Origin of the sequence: Corynebacterium segmentosum (genome assembly GCF_900637825.1) — a bacterium.
Lineage (GTDB): Bacteria > Actinomycetota > Actinomycetes > Mycobacteriales > Mycobacteriaceae > Corynebacterium > Corynebacterium accolens.
The window spans coordinates 1799149-1814449 of the sequence record NZ_LR134408.1; the positions used below are offsets into that span (position 1 = coordinate 1799149).

The following is a 15301-nucleotide window of genomic DNA, read 5'->3' on the forward strand; positions in this document are numbered from 1 at the left end:
AAATTAGAATGGCAGGTTCTTCAAATCAAGGCCGGGGTGGCCGCTCATGAACCAGCCGATGATGCCGGCGGCGATGCCCAGTGCGGCGAGGATGCCGATGATGCCTGCCTTGGAGGAACCGGATGCGGCGTGGTTGGTGTCCGGCTGCTGGGCCTTATCCAGCGTGGTCACGGCAGGAACGCCCTGCTCGGTAACCTTGGTGTCATTCATACCATCGACAACCGGCTTCAGGTTGGTGCCAGCGCGCGAGGTGTCGTCGACGCGCTCGACGGAGCTGTAATCCTCCGCCACCGTGCCATCGGTTTCGTTGAGGAAGAGCTTCGGGGCCTTCTCCGCGGCGGCGAAGTCGAACATGCCGGTGAGCTCACCCGCGCGATCATCGAAGGAATCGCCGCCCAAGCGGCCCAGGCCCCAGTTGTCCTGGATGAACTTGGTCACCGAGGTCTGCTCGGTATAGGTGGAATCGATGTGGTTGGTCTTGGCGTAGGGAGATACAACCAGCAGCGGTTGGCGGGTGCCGGGTCCGCACTGGCCGTTCTTATCGCCCTTGATGCCTACCTTTGCGGCAGCGGCGGTGCAGATTTCCTTATCCTGGTGCGGGTCGGCGGAACCATTAAGGATTTCCGGCGCCTTGTGGTCGTACCAGCCATCGGAATCGTCGTAGGCGATGACGACTGCGGTGGAATCCCACTCCGGGGAGTTCTGCAGCTCGTTGATGTAGTGGGTGATAAACGCCTGCTCATCCAGCGGGTTGGAGTAGCCGGCGTGGCCATCCTGGTAGTTGGCGGCCTTGAGGAAGGACACGGAGGGCAGGTTGCCCTGCTCGATGGCGGTATCGAAGTCCGCGAGGTCGTACTGGTGGTTTGCCTGGTCGGTCTTGCCAATCATGTCATCGCTGGACGGGGCCAGGTGGTGCGGGTTGGCGGTAGACGCGTAGTACTGGAACGGTTCGTGGTGAGGGTTGTAATCCGTCTGGTTCTGACCGGTCAGCGTGGTGTGCGAAGAACCGCAGCGGGCGCGGGAGTCCTTCGTCGCCTCATCGGTGGGGCGGAATCCGCCTTGGAACCAGCCCCAGGTGACGTCCTTATCGTTGAGCTGGTCACCAATGTTCTTGGAGTGCATCGCGGTGACTTGGTTGGTACCGGCGGAGGACTTATTGGAGCAGTCATCGAAAAGCGGGTCCGGGTCGCCCACCACGGTGGCGGTGCTGCCGTCCTCGGATACGCCGGCCAGGGCGTGGTTCTTGCCATCCTCGATTTTCTGCTGGTCGCCCGTGGCTGGATCGTGCATGGTCGCATCGGCGACGGTGCCGGAAATCAGGTTCAGCGCGCCCGGGGTGGAGGGACCGAAGATGGTGGAGAAGCTGTTGTCATTCAGCGCAAAGTTCTGCGCGTAATTCCACATACCGGTCACGGTATTGCCGTCGTAATATCCCATGGTCATGCCGGGGGTGGCGTACGAGCCTTCGCCATACTTATCGATGTCCGTGGACACCGTCTCCGGGAACTTGTCCATCTTGCCGCCGTTGTAGGCTTCCTGCTCATCGGCGTAATGGTGGTTCTGGTCCGTGGTTACGGCGTGTTCGGGAGCGATGCGGAAGGGCTTGATGGAGTTGGGGTTCTTCTCCCCCAGCAGGTCAGTATTTTCGAGGTTTTCTGCCCGCGGGGTGTCGTCCTTGGCGGTGAATTTGGGGGCCGGCTTCTCGCTGCCCTGGAGTTTCTCGTCGTCGTTATTTGCGGCGTGTGGGTAGGTGCCGAAGTAGTGGTCGAAGGAAATGTTTTCGGAGTAAATGACCACGACGTGATCGATGGGGGTCTTGGTTTCGGCCTGTGCGATACCGGGGACCAAGGAAGTTGTGGCAGCGGCTGCGGCGCACACTGCCACAGCGCGAGAGCGAAGCTTCATCTTATTTTCCGCCTTAAGTCGAGTGAAACAAAGAGGGAGAAAGTGGCTGTGGCTCGCCGAAGAGTCATCGGTCGCTTTCGACTCGAAATTAAACGCCGCCCACCCATAAACCGCAAATACTCAAAAAGGGCATTCCTAGTCTCAGGAATACCCTATAGGTGCAGCTCAGCCTCGCTTTTAGGCGGCGGCCACCGCGGAGATTGTTAACTGAAAGTTAAGGTACTATTACGCTGCACTTTCCAGTACCTAGTCGTCCCCGTCGGTCGACAGCGCTGCCACGAAGGCCTCCTGCGGCACCGACACGGAGCCCAAGGTCTTCATGCGCTTTTTACCCGCCTTCTGCTTTTCCAGCAGCTTGCGCTTACGCGAGATATCGCCGCCGTAGCACTTGGCCAGCACGTCCTTGCGCATGGCGCGGATGTTTTCGCGGGCGATGACTTTGGTACCAATGGCCGCCTGGACGGGGACCTCGAATTGCTGGCGTGGAATCAATTCCTTTAGCTTCTTGGTCATCTTATTGCCGTACCACTGGGCGGAATCGCGGTGGATAATGGCGGAGAAGGCATCGACCGGGTCGCCGTTGAGGAGGATATCCACCTTGACGAGGTCGGATTGCTGCTCGCCCGCCTCCTCGTAGTTGAGCGAGGCGTAACCCTTGGTGCGGGATTTCAACATGTCGAAGAAGTCGAAGATGATTTCACCCAAGGGCATGGTGTAGCGCAGCTCCACGCGGTCTTCGGACAGGTAATCCATCCCGCCCATCTGACCGCGCTTGGATTGGCAGAGCTCCATGGTCGGGCCGACAAACTGCTCGGGCACGATGACGGTCATGGAGACAATAGGCTCGTAGACCTCATTGAGCTTGCCTTCCGGCCAATCTGAAGGGTTGTGAACCCAGCTTTCCTCGCCGTCTTCTGCCACCACGCGGTAGGTCACGGACGGGGCGGTAGAAATCAGGTCGAGGCCGAACTCGCGTTCCAGACGGTCGCGGGTGATCTCCATGTGCAGCAGGCCCAAGAAACCGCAGCGGAAGCCGAAGCCGAGGGCGACGGAGGTCTCGGGTTCGAAGGTCAAGGAGGCATCGTTAAGCTGCAGCTTTTCCAGCGCATCGCGCAAGTCGGGGAAATCGGCCTGGGAGATGGGGAAAAGCCCGGAATAGACCATCGGTTCAGGGTCCTTGTAGCCCTTGAGCGGGGTCTCGGCGCCGCCGTGGGACCAGGTGACGGTATCGCCCACCTTGGTCTCGCGCACGTCCTTCACGCCGGTAATGAGGTAGCCCACCTCGCCGGGGCCCAGGCCCTCGCACTTTTGCATGGTGGGAGAGACGATGCCGATTTCCAGCAGCTCGTGGTTGACGTTGGTGGACATCATCGTCACCTTCTGGCGCGGAGTGAGTTTGCCGTCCACCATGCGGATATAGGTCACCACTCCGCGGTAAGTGTCATAGACGGAGTCAAAAATCATCGCGCGCGCGGGCGCATCGGGCGCGTACTCCGAGGAAGGCGGCGGAACCAGCTCGCAGACCTTATCGAGCAGCTCAACCACGCCTTCGCCGGTCTTGCCCGATACCTTCAGCACTTCCTCGGGCTCGCAGCCGATGATGTTGGCGATTTCCAGCGCGTACTTATCCGGGTCCGCCGCGGGAAGGTCGATCTTATTGAGCACCGGGATGATTTCCAGGTCATTTTCCATCGCCAAGTACAGGTTGGCGAGGGTTTGGGCTTCGATGCCTTGGGCGGCATCGACAAGCAGGATGGCGCCCTCACACGCCTCGAGCGCGCGGGAGACCTCGTAGGTAAAGTCCACGTGGCCGGGCGTGTCGATCATCTGCATGACGATCTGCTCGCCTGCCGATGCCCCGGATTGCGGCACCCACGGCAGGCGCACGTTCTGCGCCTTAATAGTAATGCCGCGTTCGCGCTCGATATCCATGTTATCGAGGAACTGGTCACGCATATCGCGCTCCGCAACCACCTTGGATAGCTGCAGGATGCGGTCTGCCAGCGTCGACTTTCCGTGGTCGATGTGAGCAATAATGCAGAAGTTACGGATCCGGGAGGGATCCGTAAACGTCGTGGCCGCAAAGTTTTCAGACATACGTCTACAATAGTCGACATGAATTCCGGCATGCTCACCCGTCTGCGCGAGGCGCTCGGAATCAGCGAGCGCGAGCCCGTGGACTCCGGCCTCAACCGCATCAACTCCCAGTTAGGGCTGGACAGGTCCACCCAGAGCCACGAGCCGCGCAAGGCCGCCTCCATCCACGTCGAGGCCACCGCGGCGCACCCCCGCTCCATCTTCTTCTCCCCCGATATGGATGGCCAGGCCGATTCCGGCGAGGTGGTGTGGGTGTGGACACCTTCGGAAGGCAAGCAGTCCCCTCCCCGCGAGCGCGCCATTTTGGTGGTCGGGCGCACCCGCACCACGGTGACGGGCCTGCTCATTTCCGCCAACCCAGAGCATGCGCTTGACGATGCCTGGCTCGAAATCGGCTGCGGCGAATGGGACGCCTCTGGGCGCAATTGCTGGGTGCGCTTGGACCGTTTACTAGAGGTTTCCGAGGAGCAGGTGCGCCGACAGGGCATCCTTTTTCCAGAACGCAGGTTTGAAAGGATTGCGAACCGCTTGCGCTCGCGCTATCACTGGGCGTAGTTCTGCGGCGCGGCGCCCGCAAACTTGGCCGATGCGCGGTTGCGCTGCTACTATGTGCAAGTTACTTACTTTCCGGGCGCGTTGGTCGGGGCGGGCAGGACCTTGGGTTCGCTCTTCGAATACCAGCGCCGAGCGCTCTCCTCGTTCTTAGCGAGGGGATTCGCGGGACACGTCCGGCGGGTTTGTTTCTGAATCAATCATCTTCGATTATCAAGAGGTATTTTCATGGCTAATATCAAGTCCAAGCAGAAGCGCGTTCTGACCAACGAAAAGTCTCGTCAGCGCAATAAGAGCGTGCGTTCCGCGGTTCGCACCGAGATCCGCAAGTTCCGTGCGGCCGTAGAGGCTGGCGACAAGGCTGCAGCAGAAAAGCAGCTGCGCGTTGCTTCCCGTGCGCTGGATAAGTCCGTTTCCAAGGGCGTCTTCCACCGCAACGCTGCTGCCAACAAGAAGTCCGGTTTGGCCACCGCCTTCAACAAGATGGACTAGTAACTAGCCTTCTTGTCTCCCCCGAGCAAAGCGCTGCCTGTGTGCAGCGGCTTGTTCGGGGGATTTTTATTGCGCCGGTTTTGTTGCGTCGGATAGACCTAGGCTAGGTCATCGTCGAAGTAAGCCTCGAAGATCTTGCCTGCATCCGCGTAGGCCACCGACAAAGATGTCCGGCCATGGGTTTCCACGAAAGTCTGGATGGCGGTTTGAAACTGCGTGTGGATGATATTGACCGTCGGAATGAGCCTAGGATCCGAGGCCTTCCACCCTTCGCGCGCTTGCAATGCCCGGCGGATGTGCATCATGACGCGTTCGTTTCGGCGCCAATACATAGACAATAACTTCCCGTCTTGGGAAAGCGCCTGGGCGGTCAATTGGGAAATCTCCGGGAAATGATCGTTACCCACGGCGTGATCAAATTCCGCATTCGCCATGATGGCAGAATCCTCCCGCAGGCTACCCGTGGGCAGGCCAGCGGCAAAGTTCTGCAATTGCTGGTCGAACTTTTCCGAAACCTCCGGGCCCAGAACCGCCGATTCCTTATCCTTGACGTAGTTAAAAAGGGTGCGCCGCGATATCCCTACGTCTTGTGCAAGCGTTTCCATGGTGAACCCGTCATACCCGTGGTCAATGACGAGCCGCAGTGCTGCGACGCGGATTTCTGAAATGCGCGGCATACTCTCTCCCCTCTTTCCCACGAACCCGTGGGAAACCCAATTATTCAATCCCCTTAAACATGGGATTTTTCTTCACCTTATAGTCTTTCTCCCTGCCAAGAAAAACCGACCCTTGCTAGGCTTCCCTAACCACCACAAAGCGCTGAGGTTCCCGCATGTCAACGCGGAATTCTCGGCCCGTAGACAGTCAATCGCAGGGATATTTTGCGCCGAAGCGCCGGCACATGTGAGCACGCAGGACGCGCGGCACAGGAAGGCAGGGGCGCTGGGCTTCTCCCGCGAGCGGGTGCTAGCGCCGGAAGCAGGGCCCAGGCAGCTCTCCCCATGCAGGCCGATACTCTTCAGCACGCCGAAGTACACCTTTATGGGCTAATATGTTCGAAAGGGCGATGGTGTTCGTGTCTGCGGGGGCGGCTAAGATAAGTCACCAATGAACAACGTCAAGCCTCTGGTGAAATGGGCCGGCGGGAAACGCCAGCTCTTACCGCATATTCACGCCGCGCTGCCCGCTGGGACGCCGCGGCGTTATTATGAACCCTTCATCGGCGGCGGCGCGGTTTTATTTTCGCTCACCCCGGCCTCTGCGCGGGTCAATGACCTCAACTCGGAGCTGATTAATTTATATGAGGTAGTGCGCGAAGGCGTCGACGAGCTCATCAGCCTGGTTTCGACCTATCCGAACGACGCGGATTTTTTCTACCAGCTGCGCGCGGTGGACCGGGATGCGGACCGGTTCGCGGCGCTTTCTGCCACCGAGCGCGCCGCGCGGACGCTGTATCTAAATAAAACCTGCTATAACGGCCTATACCGGGTAAATTCCGCGGGGCAATTCAATGCGCCTTTTGGTCGTTATAAGAACCCCACAATTTGTGATGCGGATACGCTGCGCGGGGTCCACCAGTATTTTCGGGACAATGACATTACCTTCACGCAGGGCGATTTCGCCGCGGCGGTGGCAGGTGCTGGTGAAGGAGACTTTGTCTATTTCGATCCGCCCTATGACCCGGTCAACGTCACCAGTTCCTTTACCGGTTATCAAAAAGGCGGTTTTGACCGCGCGGAGCAAGAGCGCTTGAAGGCGGTGTGCGATGATCTCGATGCCCGCGGGGTGAAGTTCCTCCTGTCCAATTCCGCCACGGAGTTTATCCGCGAGCTCTACGCGGATTTTTCCATCGATACCGTTGCGGCCACCCGCGCCATCAATTCCGTGGGATCGCGCCGCGGCAAGGTAGATGAAGTGCTCGTGCGCAACTACGAGGTGGGCCATGAGTAAAGCACCGAGCACCCAGGAACAACGGGAGCTTCGCGCGCTGTTCGGTGTCCCCGAGGGCGAAAAGCTTGGCCTCGATGATTGGGGATGGCTGCGCATTCTGGCCTCGGGGTGTGGCGAGGAGCTGGAAGAAAATGGATACTTCTACCTCACGGCCAAAGAACTAAAAGAGCTTTCTGGCCGGGAGCCGCGGCTGATGGCCAAGCACGATTTTTCTACCTCGCGCCCGTGGATTTTCAAAGAACTGGGTTTGGGTATTCTCCCGGTGAGCCGCAGCGAATACTTCATCGGGCCATTGGACCTGTACGAACGGTTCCCGGACCCGACCCACGCCGGGGCGGGTTCCGTGCGCACGCTGGACATGCCCGCGGGCCTTGACACCCTCGATATCGAAAGCGTGAACTCGGAATCGATGGCGTTGAATGTGGCATCGGCAAGCGGCATGCTCGAGCACTTCCTGGGATGCGAACCATTGCAGGCCACCGTCGCGGGGCGCATGTCGTCGCTGGAGATGACGATTCCGGTGCCGGATGTGGGGCTGGAAGTCAAGGTCGACCGCGCGCAGATGGAAATCGACGGCGGCTTCGAATCGCTCGAGCATTTGGTGCTGGTGGAGGCGAAAAACCACATCTCCGAGGACTTCAATATCCGGCAATTGTATTTTCCGTACCGGCGCTTCCAGCAATGGCTATCCAAGGCCGTGGTGCCGGTCTTTTTGGTCTACTCGAATGGGATTTTCCACCTGTACCGGTACGATTTCAGCGATCCCGCGGATTTTCGCAGCATCGCGCTGGTCGACCACGCCCGCTACGCCTTGAGCGCTTCGCACCTCAACGTGGAGGATGCGCTGGGCATCATTGGCTCCGTCGATGCCGAGCCGGAGCCGGCGGGGATTCCCTTCCCGCAGGCCAATAGTTTTGAGCGCGTGGTCAACCTGGTGGAGCTCATCGCGCAGCAGCCGATGAGCAAGGAGGACATCGCCGAGCAGTACGATTTCCATCTGCGCCAGGCAGACTATTACGCCAATGCGGCCTGCTACCTCGGGCTGCTGGCGCTTGCCGATGGCCACTATCAGCTCACCCCTCGCGGCGAAAAGGCCATCGCACAGCCCCGGCGCGATGGGCGCAACGCTGCCCTCCTGCGCGCGTTGGCGGCGCGGCAGGTATTCCGGCAGGCGCTAGAGGTCAGCCTGCGGCGTGGGAAGGTGGCCGAGGCGCACGAGATCGCGGCGGCGATAGAAGGACTCGGCCTGGGCGCTGGCACGGCGAGGCGGCGGGCCTCGACGGTGGCGCAGTGGATCCAGTGGGCGCTGGATGTGGTGGCAGAAGGCGAAACTGAAACCCTGCCCGGGCTTTAAGTCACGAGCTGCTGCACTCCGGCGACCACGAGCGCGAGTCCGGCAATGATGAAGAACAGGCCCGATCCGATATCGATCCACGGGCCCGCGGCGATGAGCTTGCGGCGCACCGCATTCGTAGAAATCACCATGGCCACCACGAGGAAGAAGGCGAAGGCCGAGAGTGCCAGCGCCAGGGTCAGCGCGATGGCCAGCCACAGCGGCGGGGATGCCGGTAGCTGCGGGGCGATCATGGCGGCGAGGAAGAGCACAATCTTCGGGTTCGACAGGTTCGTTGCCAGCCCCATCTTGAAGGAGTGGCGCAGCCGCCCCAGCTTGGCCTCGGCGTCCTCCAAATCTACGGGCGGGTTGGTGCGCTGTTCGAGGCCGCTGCGCAGCGCCCGCCATCCCATGAAGACGAGGAAGCTGCCGCCGATGGCCTGGACCGCGCCTAAGATCCCGGGGAAGGCGGTCAGGAGGGCGGCCGCGCCAAAGACGGTGGCACCGCACCAGAAGAACACGCCGATTTGAATGCCCGCGGCCGCAGCGATGGCGTGGCGGCGCGACTTGGTGGCATAGCGGGTGACCAGGATGATATCTGGGCCTGGCGAGGCCACGCCCACCAGGTTCATCAGGAGAATGGTGAAAAAGGAAGTCCAGCTCACTGCGCGGACTCGCCTTCCAGGCGGCTGAGCAGGTCCTCGCGGCCAAACATGCGGGCCGAATCGATGGCAGTTGGCTGGCCGGCGGTAGCGGAGGCGCCGGCGTTTAGGAGGGCATCGATAACCGCGTCTTCTTTTTTGAAGATCGCACCTGCCAGGGGCGATTGGCCGCGATCATTGAGCAAGTTCACGTCGGCGCCGGCACTTGCTAGCGCGGTGACGAGTTCCGCGTGGCCGTGGTAGGCGGCAAGCATGAGAAAAGACTGGCCGTCTTGGTTGACCAGATTGATATTGACGCCCTGGTCAATGTAATTCAGGAGATCCGGGTTTCCCTCCCGCGCCATGTCAAAGAGCCGACCGGCGAATTCTTGCACTTGTTCCTCAGACATGGACTCTAGCTTAACGTGCCAATTCCGCGATTCGTTTTACGGCCGCCTCAACGGCGAATTCGGGCTCACCACCTTGGCCTTTAACGGCGGCGTCCAGTTCGGAGACGAGGATGACGGCGGCGGTGATGTCATCGGCAGTCCAGCGCCTGGCCACCGGCTGGGTCATTTTCACCACATACGGGGCAAGCCCTGTTTGGCTGGAAAGTGTGTACTGGTCCCCGCGGGCAGAATATAGGCGCGCGATGGCGCCTACCTTATTGGCCAAGGCCGCGGCGATGGCCACGGGGCTGGCGCCGAGCTGGAGGGCGCGTCGGCAGGTGGAAACGGCGGCCTCGACGCGGCCGGCGACGGCGGCATCGGCAATGTCCCAGTTGGCGACCTCGGCCACGCCGACGTAATAATTGCGCACCGCTTCCTGCGTGACGTTGCCGCCCGTATCGGCCACGAGCTGAGAGATGGCGGAGGCAAGCTCGCGGAGGTCGGAGCCGACGCCGTCGAGAACCGCGTGCACGACATCCGGGGTGGGGCGAACGCCGTGGGAGGCGAACTCGCGGGTGGCCCACTGGCCTAGCTCATTGGGGTAGAGCGAAAAGACCTCGTGCACCTCCGCAATCTTGCGCAGCTTCGCCACCAGCTCGGGCGCCTTCTTCTTTTTCTTCAGCGTCTTCGCGGCCACGGAATAGACCACCACCATGGTCATGCCCGGCGCGGGATTGACGCAGGCGCGCAGGATGATATCGACTACCTCTTTCCCGGCGCGTTCGCAGTCCGTGATGACGATGACGCGGTTATCGCCAAACAGCGATGGGCTGGTGGCCTCTAAGATTTCGCCCTCGGATACCTCGGAGGCCTTGAGCGTCATCAATTCGGGGCGGGAGGCCTCGCCTTCGGCCGCAGCCTTGTGGATGGTGTGGCGGGCGCGTTCGGTGAGGAATTCATCGTCGCCGAGAATGAGGTGTACGGGAGGCATGTCCATCATTTTAGCGCTAGGCGGCAAGCAGACCCAGACAAGCGATAACCCCCGCCAAGGTCAGCCATGGCCGGTGATAGAGCAGCCCGGCGATGACCCATCCATATGCGAGAAGCGTAAATAGCGGGTGGGCGGTGATGGTGACCACGGGCAGGCTGGCCACGCCGTGGGCGATGGTATTGATCCACCACGCTGCGGGTTCGATGAGTTTTAATAATCCCGCGGCGATAATGCTCAAGGGTCCTAGCTGCGCGGCGATGGCCGCGAGCAGCCCTACCACGGTAATGGGTGCGGTGCCGGGCGCTACTAGGACATTGGCGAGGACCGAGACGACGGATACCTCGCCGGACATGAGGGCGATAAGCGGCAGAGTGAGGATATCGGCGGCAATCGCCACCGCGATAGCGCGCAGAAAGATGGCGGGCCAGCCGGTGACCGCTAGATGGGAATAAATAAGCGGGCTTAGCATGACGATGCCGAAGGTCGCCGCGCACGATAGCGCGAAGCCAAAATGCACCGCGAGGTCCGAATCCACGAAAAGGAGGGTGAGGATGCCGAGGCTGAGCGCGTGGATGGGTTCCATGGTGGAAGAGTGCAGCACCGCGAGCAGGCCTACTACCCCGGCGACGGCTGCGCGCTGCACCGACGGTTCAAGTCCCACCAAGATGACATAGGTGGCTAGCGCGGCCAAGGACACCGCCACCCTAGTGCGCGGTCCGGCGGCACACGCGGCGCAAACGATGGCGGCGAAGGAACAGACGATGGCCACATTGGCACCAGATACGGCGCTGAGGTGCGATAGCCCGGTATCGATGTAGAGTTCGCGCTCGGCGGGGCTTTGCAGGGAGGTATCGCCAAGCACCATGCCTGGGATAAGCCCCTGGCTGCTCGGGCCTACCGCCTCTAGTACGACCGCGCGGAAGTTATCGGCCACCCGTGCGGCCCAGCCGGCCAAGCCCGAAGGGGGCGCGTCGATACGCAGGTGGGAGGCGTTGGCTATCACGGTTCCCACTCCGGGTTGGTCGGACTCGGAAAGCTGTACCGCGGCCGTGACCTGCGTTCCGGCGGGTGCGCTCAGTGGTTCGGGGCTAAATACCGGAAGCTGCGCGGGGTAGCCTGGGACATCGAGCCGGATGAACCAACCGCCGGTGCTCGTTTGGGTCGGCGCGGTGACCACGCGGCCGGTAATCTCGCGGCCGAAATCGAAGGCGGCCGCTCGCGCCTGCCGCACGGCGGCTACGAAGGCGGCGGCGCTGGCGATCACGCCACAAAAAATAGCTTGGCCCCAGTGCCGAGCGAGCAGGCATATTCCTACGACACTGCCGATGCACGCCACGGCCCACCCCTGCCCGAAAACCAGCACCGCGATGACCGCCACCCATGCGGTCAGGGCGCCGGGCAGCAGACGGAGTTCTTTCATCGCGGCGTGGCCTCTTCTGCCTACAGCTGCACGTCATCTTTGAGCTTGGCAAATTTGGCGGGACCAATCCCGCTGACCTCGAGGAGTTCCTCGACGTCCTTAAATCCCCCGCGCTCTTCGCGGAAGGAGACGATGGCTTCAGCGGTCACCTCCCCTACCCCGTTAAGATTCATGAGTTCGGCGGCGGTCGCGGAATTGAGGCTGACTTTATCGCCGCCGGCGGGTGCGGCGGTGGGGGCATCGGCAAGCGCGGGGTCTGGCGGAACACCTTGGGGCAGGATGTGGAGCTGCTGGCCATCGGCAAGCCGCTGCGCTTGGTTGAGCGTCATGGTCTCCGCCTCCGGCAAGGGCGTGGCGGCCGCGAGGGCATCGGCGACGCGGGCGCCGGGTTCGAGGGTCTTCAGGCCGGGCGCTGCAACCTCGCCGACGACGGATACGACGATCTCGCTGGGCTCGGCGGTAGTGCTTTCCATCGCCGCGGGTTCGGGCATGCCGGACTCATCCGAATTGCGGGAGCTCAGTCCCAGCCAAATAATGACGCCCACCACCACCATGATGGCTACCGCGCACGCCTGCCAGCGGCTGATGCGCACGCGCGGGCGCGGGTAATCGACGCGGAGGAGTTCTTCCTCGCCGGTGGGTTGGGTAAATTCGCGGAGTCGTTCGCTGATTTTGGGAGACGCCATAGCTCACAGGCTAGGAAGCCCCCGCGTGCGGTGCGGGGATGTGGGCGGAGGCGCTGTGGATAAGTCGTTGCGGGACGCAACCAAACGGGCTGAGGCGGGGCGGTTATCCACAATCAGGGGCCCACAGGCCGGCCAGCTTCGCGCGTGCGTGCGAGGGACTAGGAGCTAAATACCGCAGAAACCCCGATGGCGGAGGGACCAGCGTGCACGGCGAGTACCTCGGTTAAGGGCGTGGTGATAAAGGACGTGCCCTCTGGAAGGGCATCGCGCAAGAGGCCCTGCAGCTTGTCTGCCGCTTCGCTGGCCTGGTTGTGCTGAATGGCGATGAATGCGGGCTCCCCGGCGGCGCGAGCGGCGATGATCTCTACCACCTTGGTAAAGGCCTTGGTTTGCGTGCGGGTTTTTCCCACCAGCTCCAGCTTGCCGTCCACGATGGACATGATCGGCTTGGTGGCTAAAAGCGCGGTGGACAACATGGCGGTGGCGGCAGACATGCGGCCTGAGCGGCGCATATCCTCCATGGAATGTAGGTACACCCAGGTAGCCGCGCGTTCGATGCTGTCGAGCGCCGCCGCGTGGCATTCTTCCAGCGCCGCGCCCTGTGCCGCCTTGGTAGCAGCCGCCATCGCCGCCGCGCCCATGACCATGCCGGCCGAGCCGGAATCGATAACGCGCACCGTATCAGGAAAAACCCCTGCCGCAGCCACCGCCGCCGACCACGTAGATGAAAGCTCCTTGGACAGGTGGATGGCGATCACGCCATCATCCTGTGCCTTTTCCATTTCCCGGCCGTAGGCCGCGGCCAATTCGAGGGAGGACAGGCCCGAGGTGGTGCGCAGTTTTCCGCCCTTGTCCTCGCTATCCATCACGTGCAGGTCAATGACGGTGATATCGAGTTCTGCAGCAATCTCTGGGGGCAGGCTGGCCGCGGAGTCAGTAATGACGCGAACGGTCACTAGATATCTGCCCCTCCATCACCGGTGACCTCGCCACCCATATTCCAGCCGTCGAAGTACCATTGCGCGCTCGCCACCGTCTCCGGCGTGAATTCCAGGGAGGTCACGGGGGTTTCCGGGTTGAAATCCGGGCGGGCGGTCAGCTGCGACCAGTGGGTATTTTTCAGACCGGACAAAATGCCGTACTGGCCGTGATCCAAGCCCAACAGGTGGCAGGTGAGAGCGGAAATTGCGCCACCGTGGGCGACGATGAGCACGGCTCCATCATCCCAACCGGAAAATTCCTGCATGAGCTCGTCGATGACCGGACGAGCCCGCCGCGCCACGTCCACGCGGGACTCGCCTTCTGGCGGGGCCCAGGTAGGGTCATGGCGCCAGATGGCGCGGGCGCCGGGAAATTCCGCATCCACTTCGGCAGAGCTTTTGCCCTGCCACTGCCCCAAATTGGTCTCGCGCAGGCGGGGATCCGTAGAAAAGTCCAAGCCGAGAGATTCTGCCACCACCCGCGCGGTTTCTCGCGCGCGCTGCAAATCGGAGGCGACGATTTTTACCACGCCCTGATCCCGGAGCAGGCGCGCGGCGGCGCGGGCCTGTTCATAGCCGACATCGGAAAGCTCAGTGTCCAAGTGGCCCTGCATGCGGCCGGAGGCATTGTAGGTGGTTTGTCCGTGGCGGATCAGAATCAGGCGGCGGCTCATGGTGGGGTTAAAGCTCCTCGTCCTCGCCAGGGGCCTTTTGCGCCAATGGCAGCTCATCAATGGAATCCACGGTGCGCGGATTAACGCCATTGGTCCAATCGCCGGGGCGCTCGGGAGGCTCAATGCCCTCGATCTCCACCAAGGGGCAATCGTGGTAGAGGCGGTCGAGGCCGTAGTGCTCGCGCTGGTCCGTGCGCTGCACGTGGATGACGATATTGCCATAATCCAGAAGCACCCAACGGTTTTCACGGTTGCCCTCGCGGCGCTGCGGCTCGAAGCCCTGGGCCGTCATCTGGTCCTCCACCTCATCCACGATGGAGCCGACCTGGCGCTCATTATCGGCAGAAGCCAGCACGAAAACCTCGGTGATGGCGAGGACATCGGAGACATCGATTGCCGCGATATTGCTTGCTAGCTTGTCCTGTGCGGCGTGCGCCGCGGTTGCCGCCATGCGGCGGGCGAGATCAGAAATAGACAATGTATAAAAATTCCCTTTTCGCGTCTGGTGAGGAAGTGTCTTTTAGCTGTCTATTCTTGCACGTTCGCCGCGATTGTGCCCAAACTTGAACTATAAAGGTTTATCCGGCTGCGCCGAGTAGAGATTATTTTTGGTGATGTATTGCACCACCCCATCTGGAACCAGGTACCACACCGGGCGGTTTTGGGCGGCGCGCTCGCGGCAATCCGTGGAAGAAATGGCCATGGCGGGGATATCGATAAGGTTGATATCCTCCCGCGAGCCGGCCGGCAGCATGTCCGTACTCAGCTCGTAGCCCGGGCGCGTGACGCCCACGAAGTGCGCCATATCCAGCATCTCTTCCCAGTTATGCCAGCTCATGATGGATTGTAGGGAATCCGCACCGGTAATGAAGTAGAACTCGGCGCCCGGGAAAAGCTCGCGCAGATCGCGCAGGGTATCGATGGTATAGGTAGGGCCTTTGCGGTCGATGTCCACGCGGGAGACGGTAAAGCGCGGGTTGGAAGCCGTGGCAACCATCGTCATCAAATACCGGTGCTCCGCGGCGGTGACCTCGCGGGAGGATTTCTGCCACGGCTGGCCGGTGGGAACGAAGACTACGGTATCGAGGGCAAAGCGGTGCGCCGCCTCGCTAGCGGCGACCAGGTGGCCATTGTGGATTGGATCAAAGGTGCCGCCCATGATCCCAATACGCTGGGAATTGGTCATGGCTG

General features: G+C 61.5%; 16 protein-coding genes. 4 read left to right on the top strand and 12 right to left on the bottom strand.

Annotated features, from left to right (window positions below; genetic code table 11):
• Nucleotides 1–3: 3 nt before the first annotated feature.
• Together EL217_RS08570 and lepA are read right to left on the bottom strand one after the other, a co-directional pair.
• Entirely contained in the window at nt 4–1905 is a 1902-nt protein-coding gene (locus EL217_RS08570) for a phospholipase C (RefSeq protein ID WP_126319587.1), read from the bottom strand.
• Nucleotides 1906–2151: 246 nt separating this feature from the next.
• Entirely contained in the window at nt 2152–4002 is a 1851-nt protein-coding gene (gene lepA / locus EL217_RS08575; protein ID WP_126319589.1) for a translation elongation factor 4, read from the bottom strand.
• A gap of 18 nt (nt 4003–4020) precedes the next feature.
• Between lepA and EL217_RS08580 the strand changes: the two genes are divergently transcribed.
• Complete coding sequence (locus EL217_RS08580) at nt 4021–4557, top strand: type II toxin-antitoxin system PemK/MazF family toxin (RefSeq protein WP_126319591.1); 537 nt, start codon at nt 4021–4023, stop codon at nt 4555–4557.
• Nucleotides 4558–4782: 225 nt separating this feature from the next.
• A complete protein-coding gene (gene rpsT / locus EL217_RS08585) occupies nt 4783–5046 on the top strand; it encodes a 30S ribosomal protein S20 (RefSeq protein WP_005278016.1) in 264 nt (87 codons plus the stop codon).
• Nucleotides 5047–5144: 98 nt separating this feature from the next.
• Here the strand turns inward: rpsT and EL217_RS08590 are convergent, their stop codons facing one another.
• On the bottom strand, nt 5145–5723 hold the full coding sequence (locus tag EL217_RS08590; RefSeq protein WP_005278014.1) for a TetR/AcrR family transcriptional regulator: 579 nt from the start codon (nt 5721–5723) through the stop codon (nt 5145–5147).
• Nucleotides 5724–6153: 430 nt separating this feature from the next.
• On the opposite strand from EL217_RS08590, the gene EL217_RS08595 reads away from it, so the two are divergent.
• Nucleotides 6154–6996 carry a DNA adenine methylase gene (locus EL217_RS08595; protein ID WP_126319593.1) on the top strand — a complete coding sequence of 281 codons (843 nt, stop codon included), beginning with the start codon at nt 6154–6156 and terminating at the stop codon, nt 6994–6996.
• Nucleotides 6989–8350, top strand: coding sequence for a type II restriction enzyme (locus tag EL217_RS08600; RefSeq protein ID WP_126319595.1), 1362 nt, complete (start codon nt 6989–6991; stop codon nt 8348–8350). The genes EL217_RS08595 and EL217_RS08600 overlap by 8 nt, the downstream gene beginning before the upstream one ends.
• Here EL217_RS08600 and EL217_RS08605 read toward each other — a convergent pair.
• The 9 genes from EL217_RS08605 to nadD form a co-directional block, all read right to left on the bottom strand.
• Nucleotides 8347–8994, bottom strand: coding sequence for a LysE family translocator (locus EL217_RS08605; protein WP_126319597.1), 648 nt, complete (start codon nt 8992–8994; stop codon nt 8347–8349). The genes EL217_RS08600 and EL217_RS08605 overlap by 4 nt on opposite strands.
• Nucleotides 8991–9380 carry an ankyrin repeat domain-containing protein gene (locus tag EL217_RS08610; RefSeq protein WP_126319599.1) on the bottom strand — a complete coding sequence of 130 codons (390 nt, stop codon included), beginning with the start codon at nt 9378–9380 and terminating at the stop codon, nt 8991–8993. Before EL217_RS08610 ends, EL217_RS08605 begins: the two co-directional genes overlap by 4 nt.
• 10 nt (nt 9381–9390) lie before the next feature.
• A complete protein-coding gene (holA, locus tag EL217_RS08615) occupies nt 9391–10359 on the bottom strand; it encodes a DNA polymerase III subunit delta (RefSeq protein WP_023017097.1) in 969 nt (322 codons plus the stop codon).
• Nucleotides 10360–10366: 7 nt separating this feature from the next.
• On the bottom strand, nt 10367–11770 hold the full coding sequence (locus EL217_RS08620; protein ID WP_126319601.1) for a ComEC/Rec2 family competence protein: 1404 nt from the start codon (nt 11768–11770) through the stop codon (nt 10367–10369).
• Nucleotides 11771–11790: 20 nt separating this feature from the next.
• Complete coding sequence (locus EL217_RS08625) at nt 11791–12456, bottom strand: ComEA family DNA-binding protein (RefSeq protein ID WP_126319603.1); 666 nt, start codon at nt 12454–12456, stop codon at nt 11791–11793.
• A gap of 158 nt (nt 12457–12614) precedes the next feature.
• Nucleotides 12615–13412 (bottom strand): DegV family protein, encoded by a 798-nt coding sequence (locus tag EL217_RS08630; protein WP_126319605.1) that lies wholly within the window; start codon nt 13410–13412, stop codon nt 12615–12617.
• Nucleotides 13412–14110 (bottom strand): histidine phosphatase family protein, encoded by a 699-nt coding sequence (locus EL217_RS08635; RefSeq protein ID WP_126319607.1) that lies wholly within the window; start codon nt 14108–14110, stop codon nt 13412–13414. Before EL217_RS08635 ends, EL217_RS08630 begins: the two co-directional genes overlap by 1 nt.
• A gap of 7 nt (nt 14111–14117) precedes the next feature.
• Nucleotides 14118–14561 (bottom strand): ribosome silencing factor, encoded by a 444-nt coding sequence (gene rsfS / locus EL217_RS08640; RefSeq protein WP_005277990.1) that lies wholly within the window; start codon nt 14559–14561, stop codon nt 14118–14120.
• A 117-nt stretch (nt 14562–14678) separates the two neighbouring features.
• A complete protein-coding gene (gene nadD, locus EL217_RS08645) occupies nt 14679–15296 on the bottom strand; it encodes a nicotinate-nucleotide adenylyltransferase (RefSeq protein WP_005284339.1) in 618 nt (205 codons plus the stop codon).
• Nucleotides 15297–15301 lie beyond the last annotated feature (5 nt).

Coding starts and splice junctions, on each gene's coding strand:
- EL217_RS08570 (WP_126319587.1), bottom strand. CDS start 1,905: ATGAAGCTTCGCTCTCGCGCTGTGGCAGTGTGCGCCGCAGCCGCTGCC.
- lepA (WP_126319589.1), bottom strand. CDS start 4,002: ATGTCTGAAAACTTTGCGGCCACGACGTTTACGGATCCCTCCCGGATC.
- EL217_RS08580 (WP_126319591.1), top strand. CDS start 4,021: ATGAATTCCGGCATGCTCACCCGTCTGCGCGAGGCGCTCGGAATCAGC.
- rpsT (WP_005278016.1), top strand. CDS start 4,783: ATGGCTAATATCAAGTCCAAGCAGAAGCGCGTTCTGACCAACGAAAAG.
- EL217_RS08590 (WP_005278014.1), bottom strand. CDS start 5,723: ATGCCGCGCATTTCAGAAATCCGCGTCGCAGCACTGCGGCTCGTCATT.
- EL217_RS08595 (WP_126319593.1), top strand. CDS start 6,154: ATGAACAACGTCAAGCCTCTGGTGAAATGGGCCGGCGGGAAACGCCAG.
- EL217_RS08600 (WP_126319595.1), top strand. CDS start 6,989: ATGAGTAAAGCACCGAGCACCCAGGAACAACGGGAGCTTCGCGCGCTG.
- EL217_RS08610 (WP_126319599.1), bottom strand. CDS start 9,380: ATGTCTGAGGAACAAGTGCAAGAATTCGCCGGTCGGCTCTTTGACATG.
- holA (WP_023017097.1), bottom strand. CDS start 10,359: ATGATGGACATGCCTCCCGTACACCTCATTCTCGGCGACGATGAATTC.
- EL217_RS08620 (WP_126319601.1), bottom strand. CDS start 11,770: ATGAAAGAACTCCGTCTGCTGCCCGGCGCCCTGACCGCATGGGTGGCG.
- EL217_RS08625 (WP_126319603.1), bottom strand. CDS start 12,456: ATGGCGTCTCCCAAAATCAGCGAACGACTCCGCGAATTTACCCAACCC.
- EL217_RS08635 (WP_126319607.1), bottom strand. CDS start 14,110: ATGAGCCGCCGCCTGATTCTGATCCGCCACGGACAAACCACCTACAAT.
- rsfS (WP_005277990.1), bottom strand. CDS start 14,561: ATGGCGGCAACCGCGGCGCACGCCGCACAGGACAAGCTAGCAAGCAAT.
- nadD (WP_005284339.1), bottom strand. CDS start 15,296: ATGACCAATTCCCAGCGTATTGGGATCATGGGCGGCACCTTTGATCCA.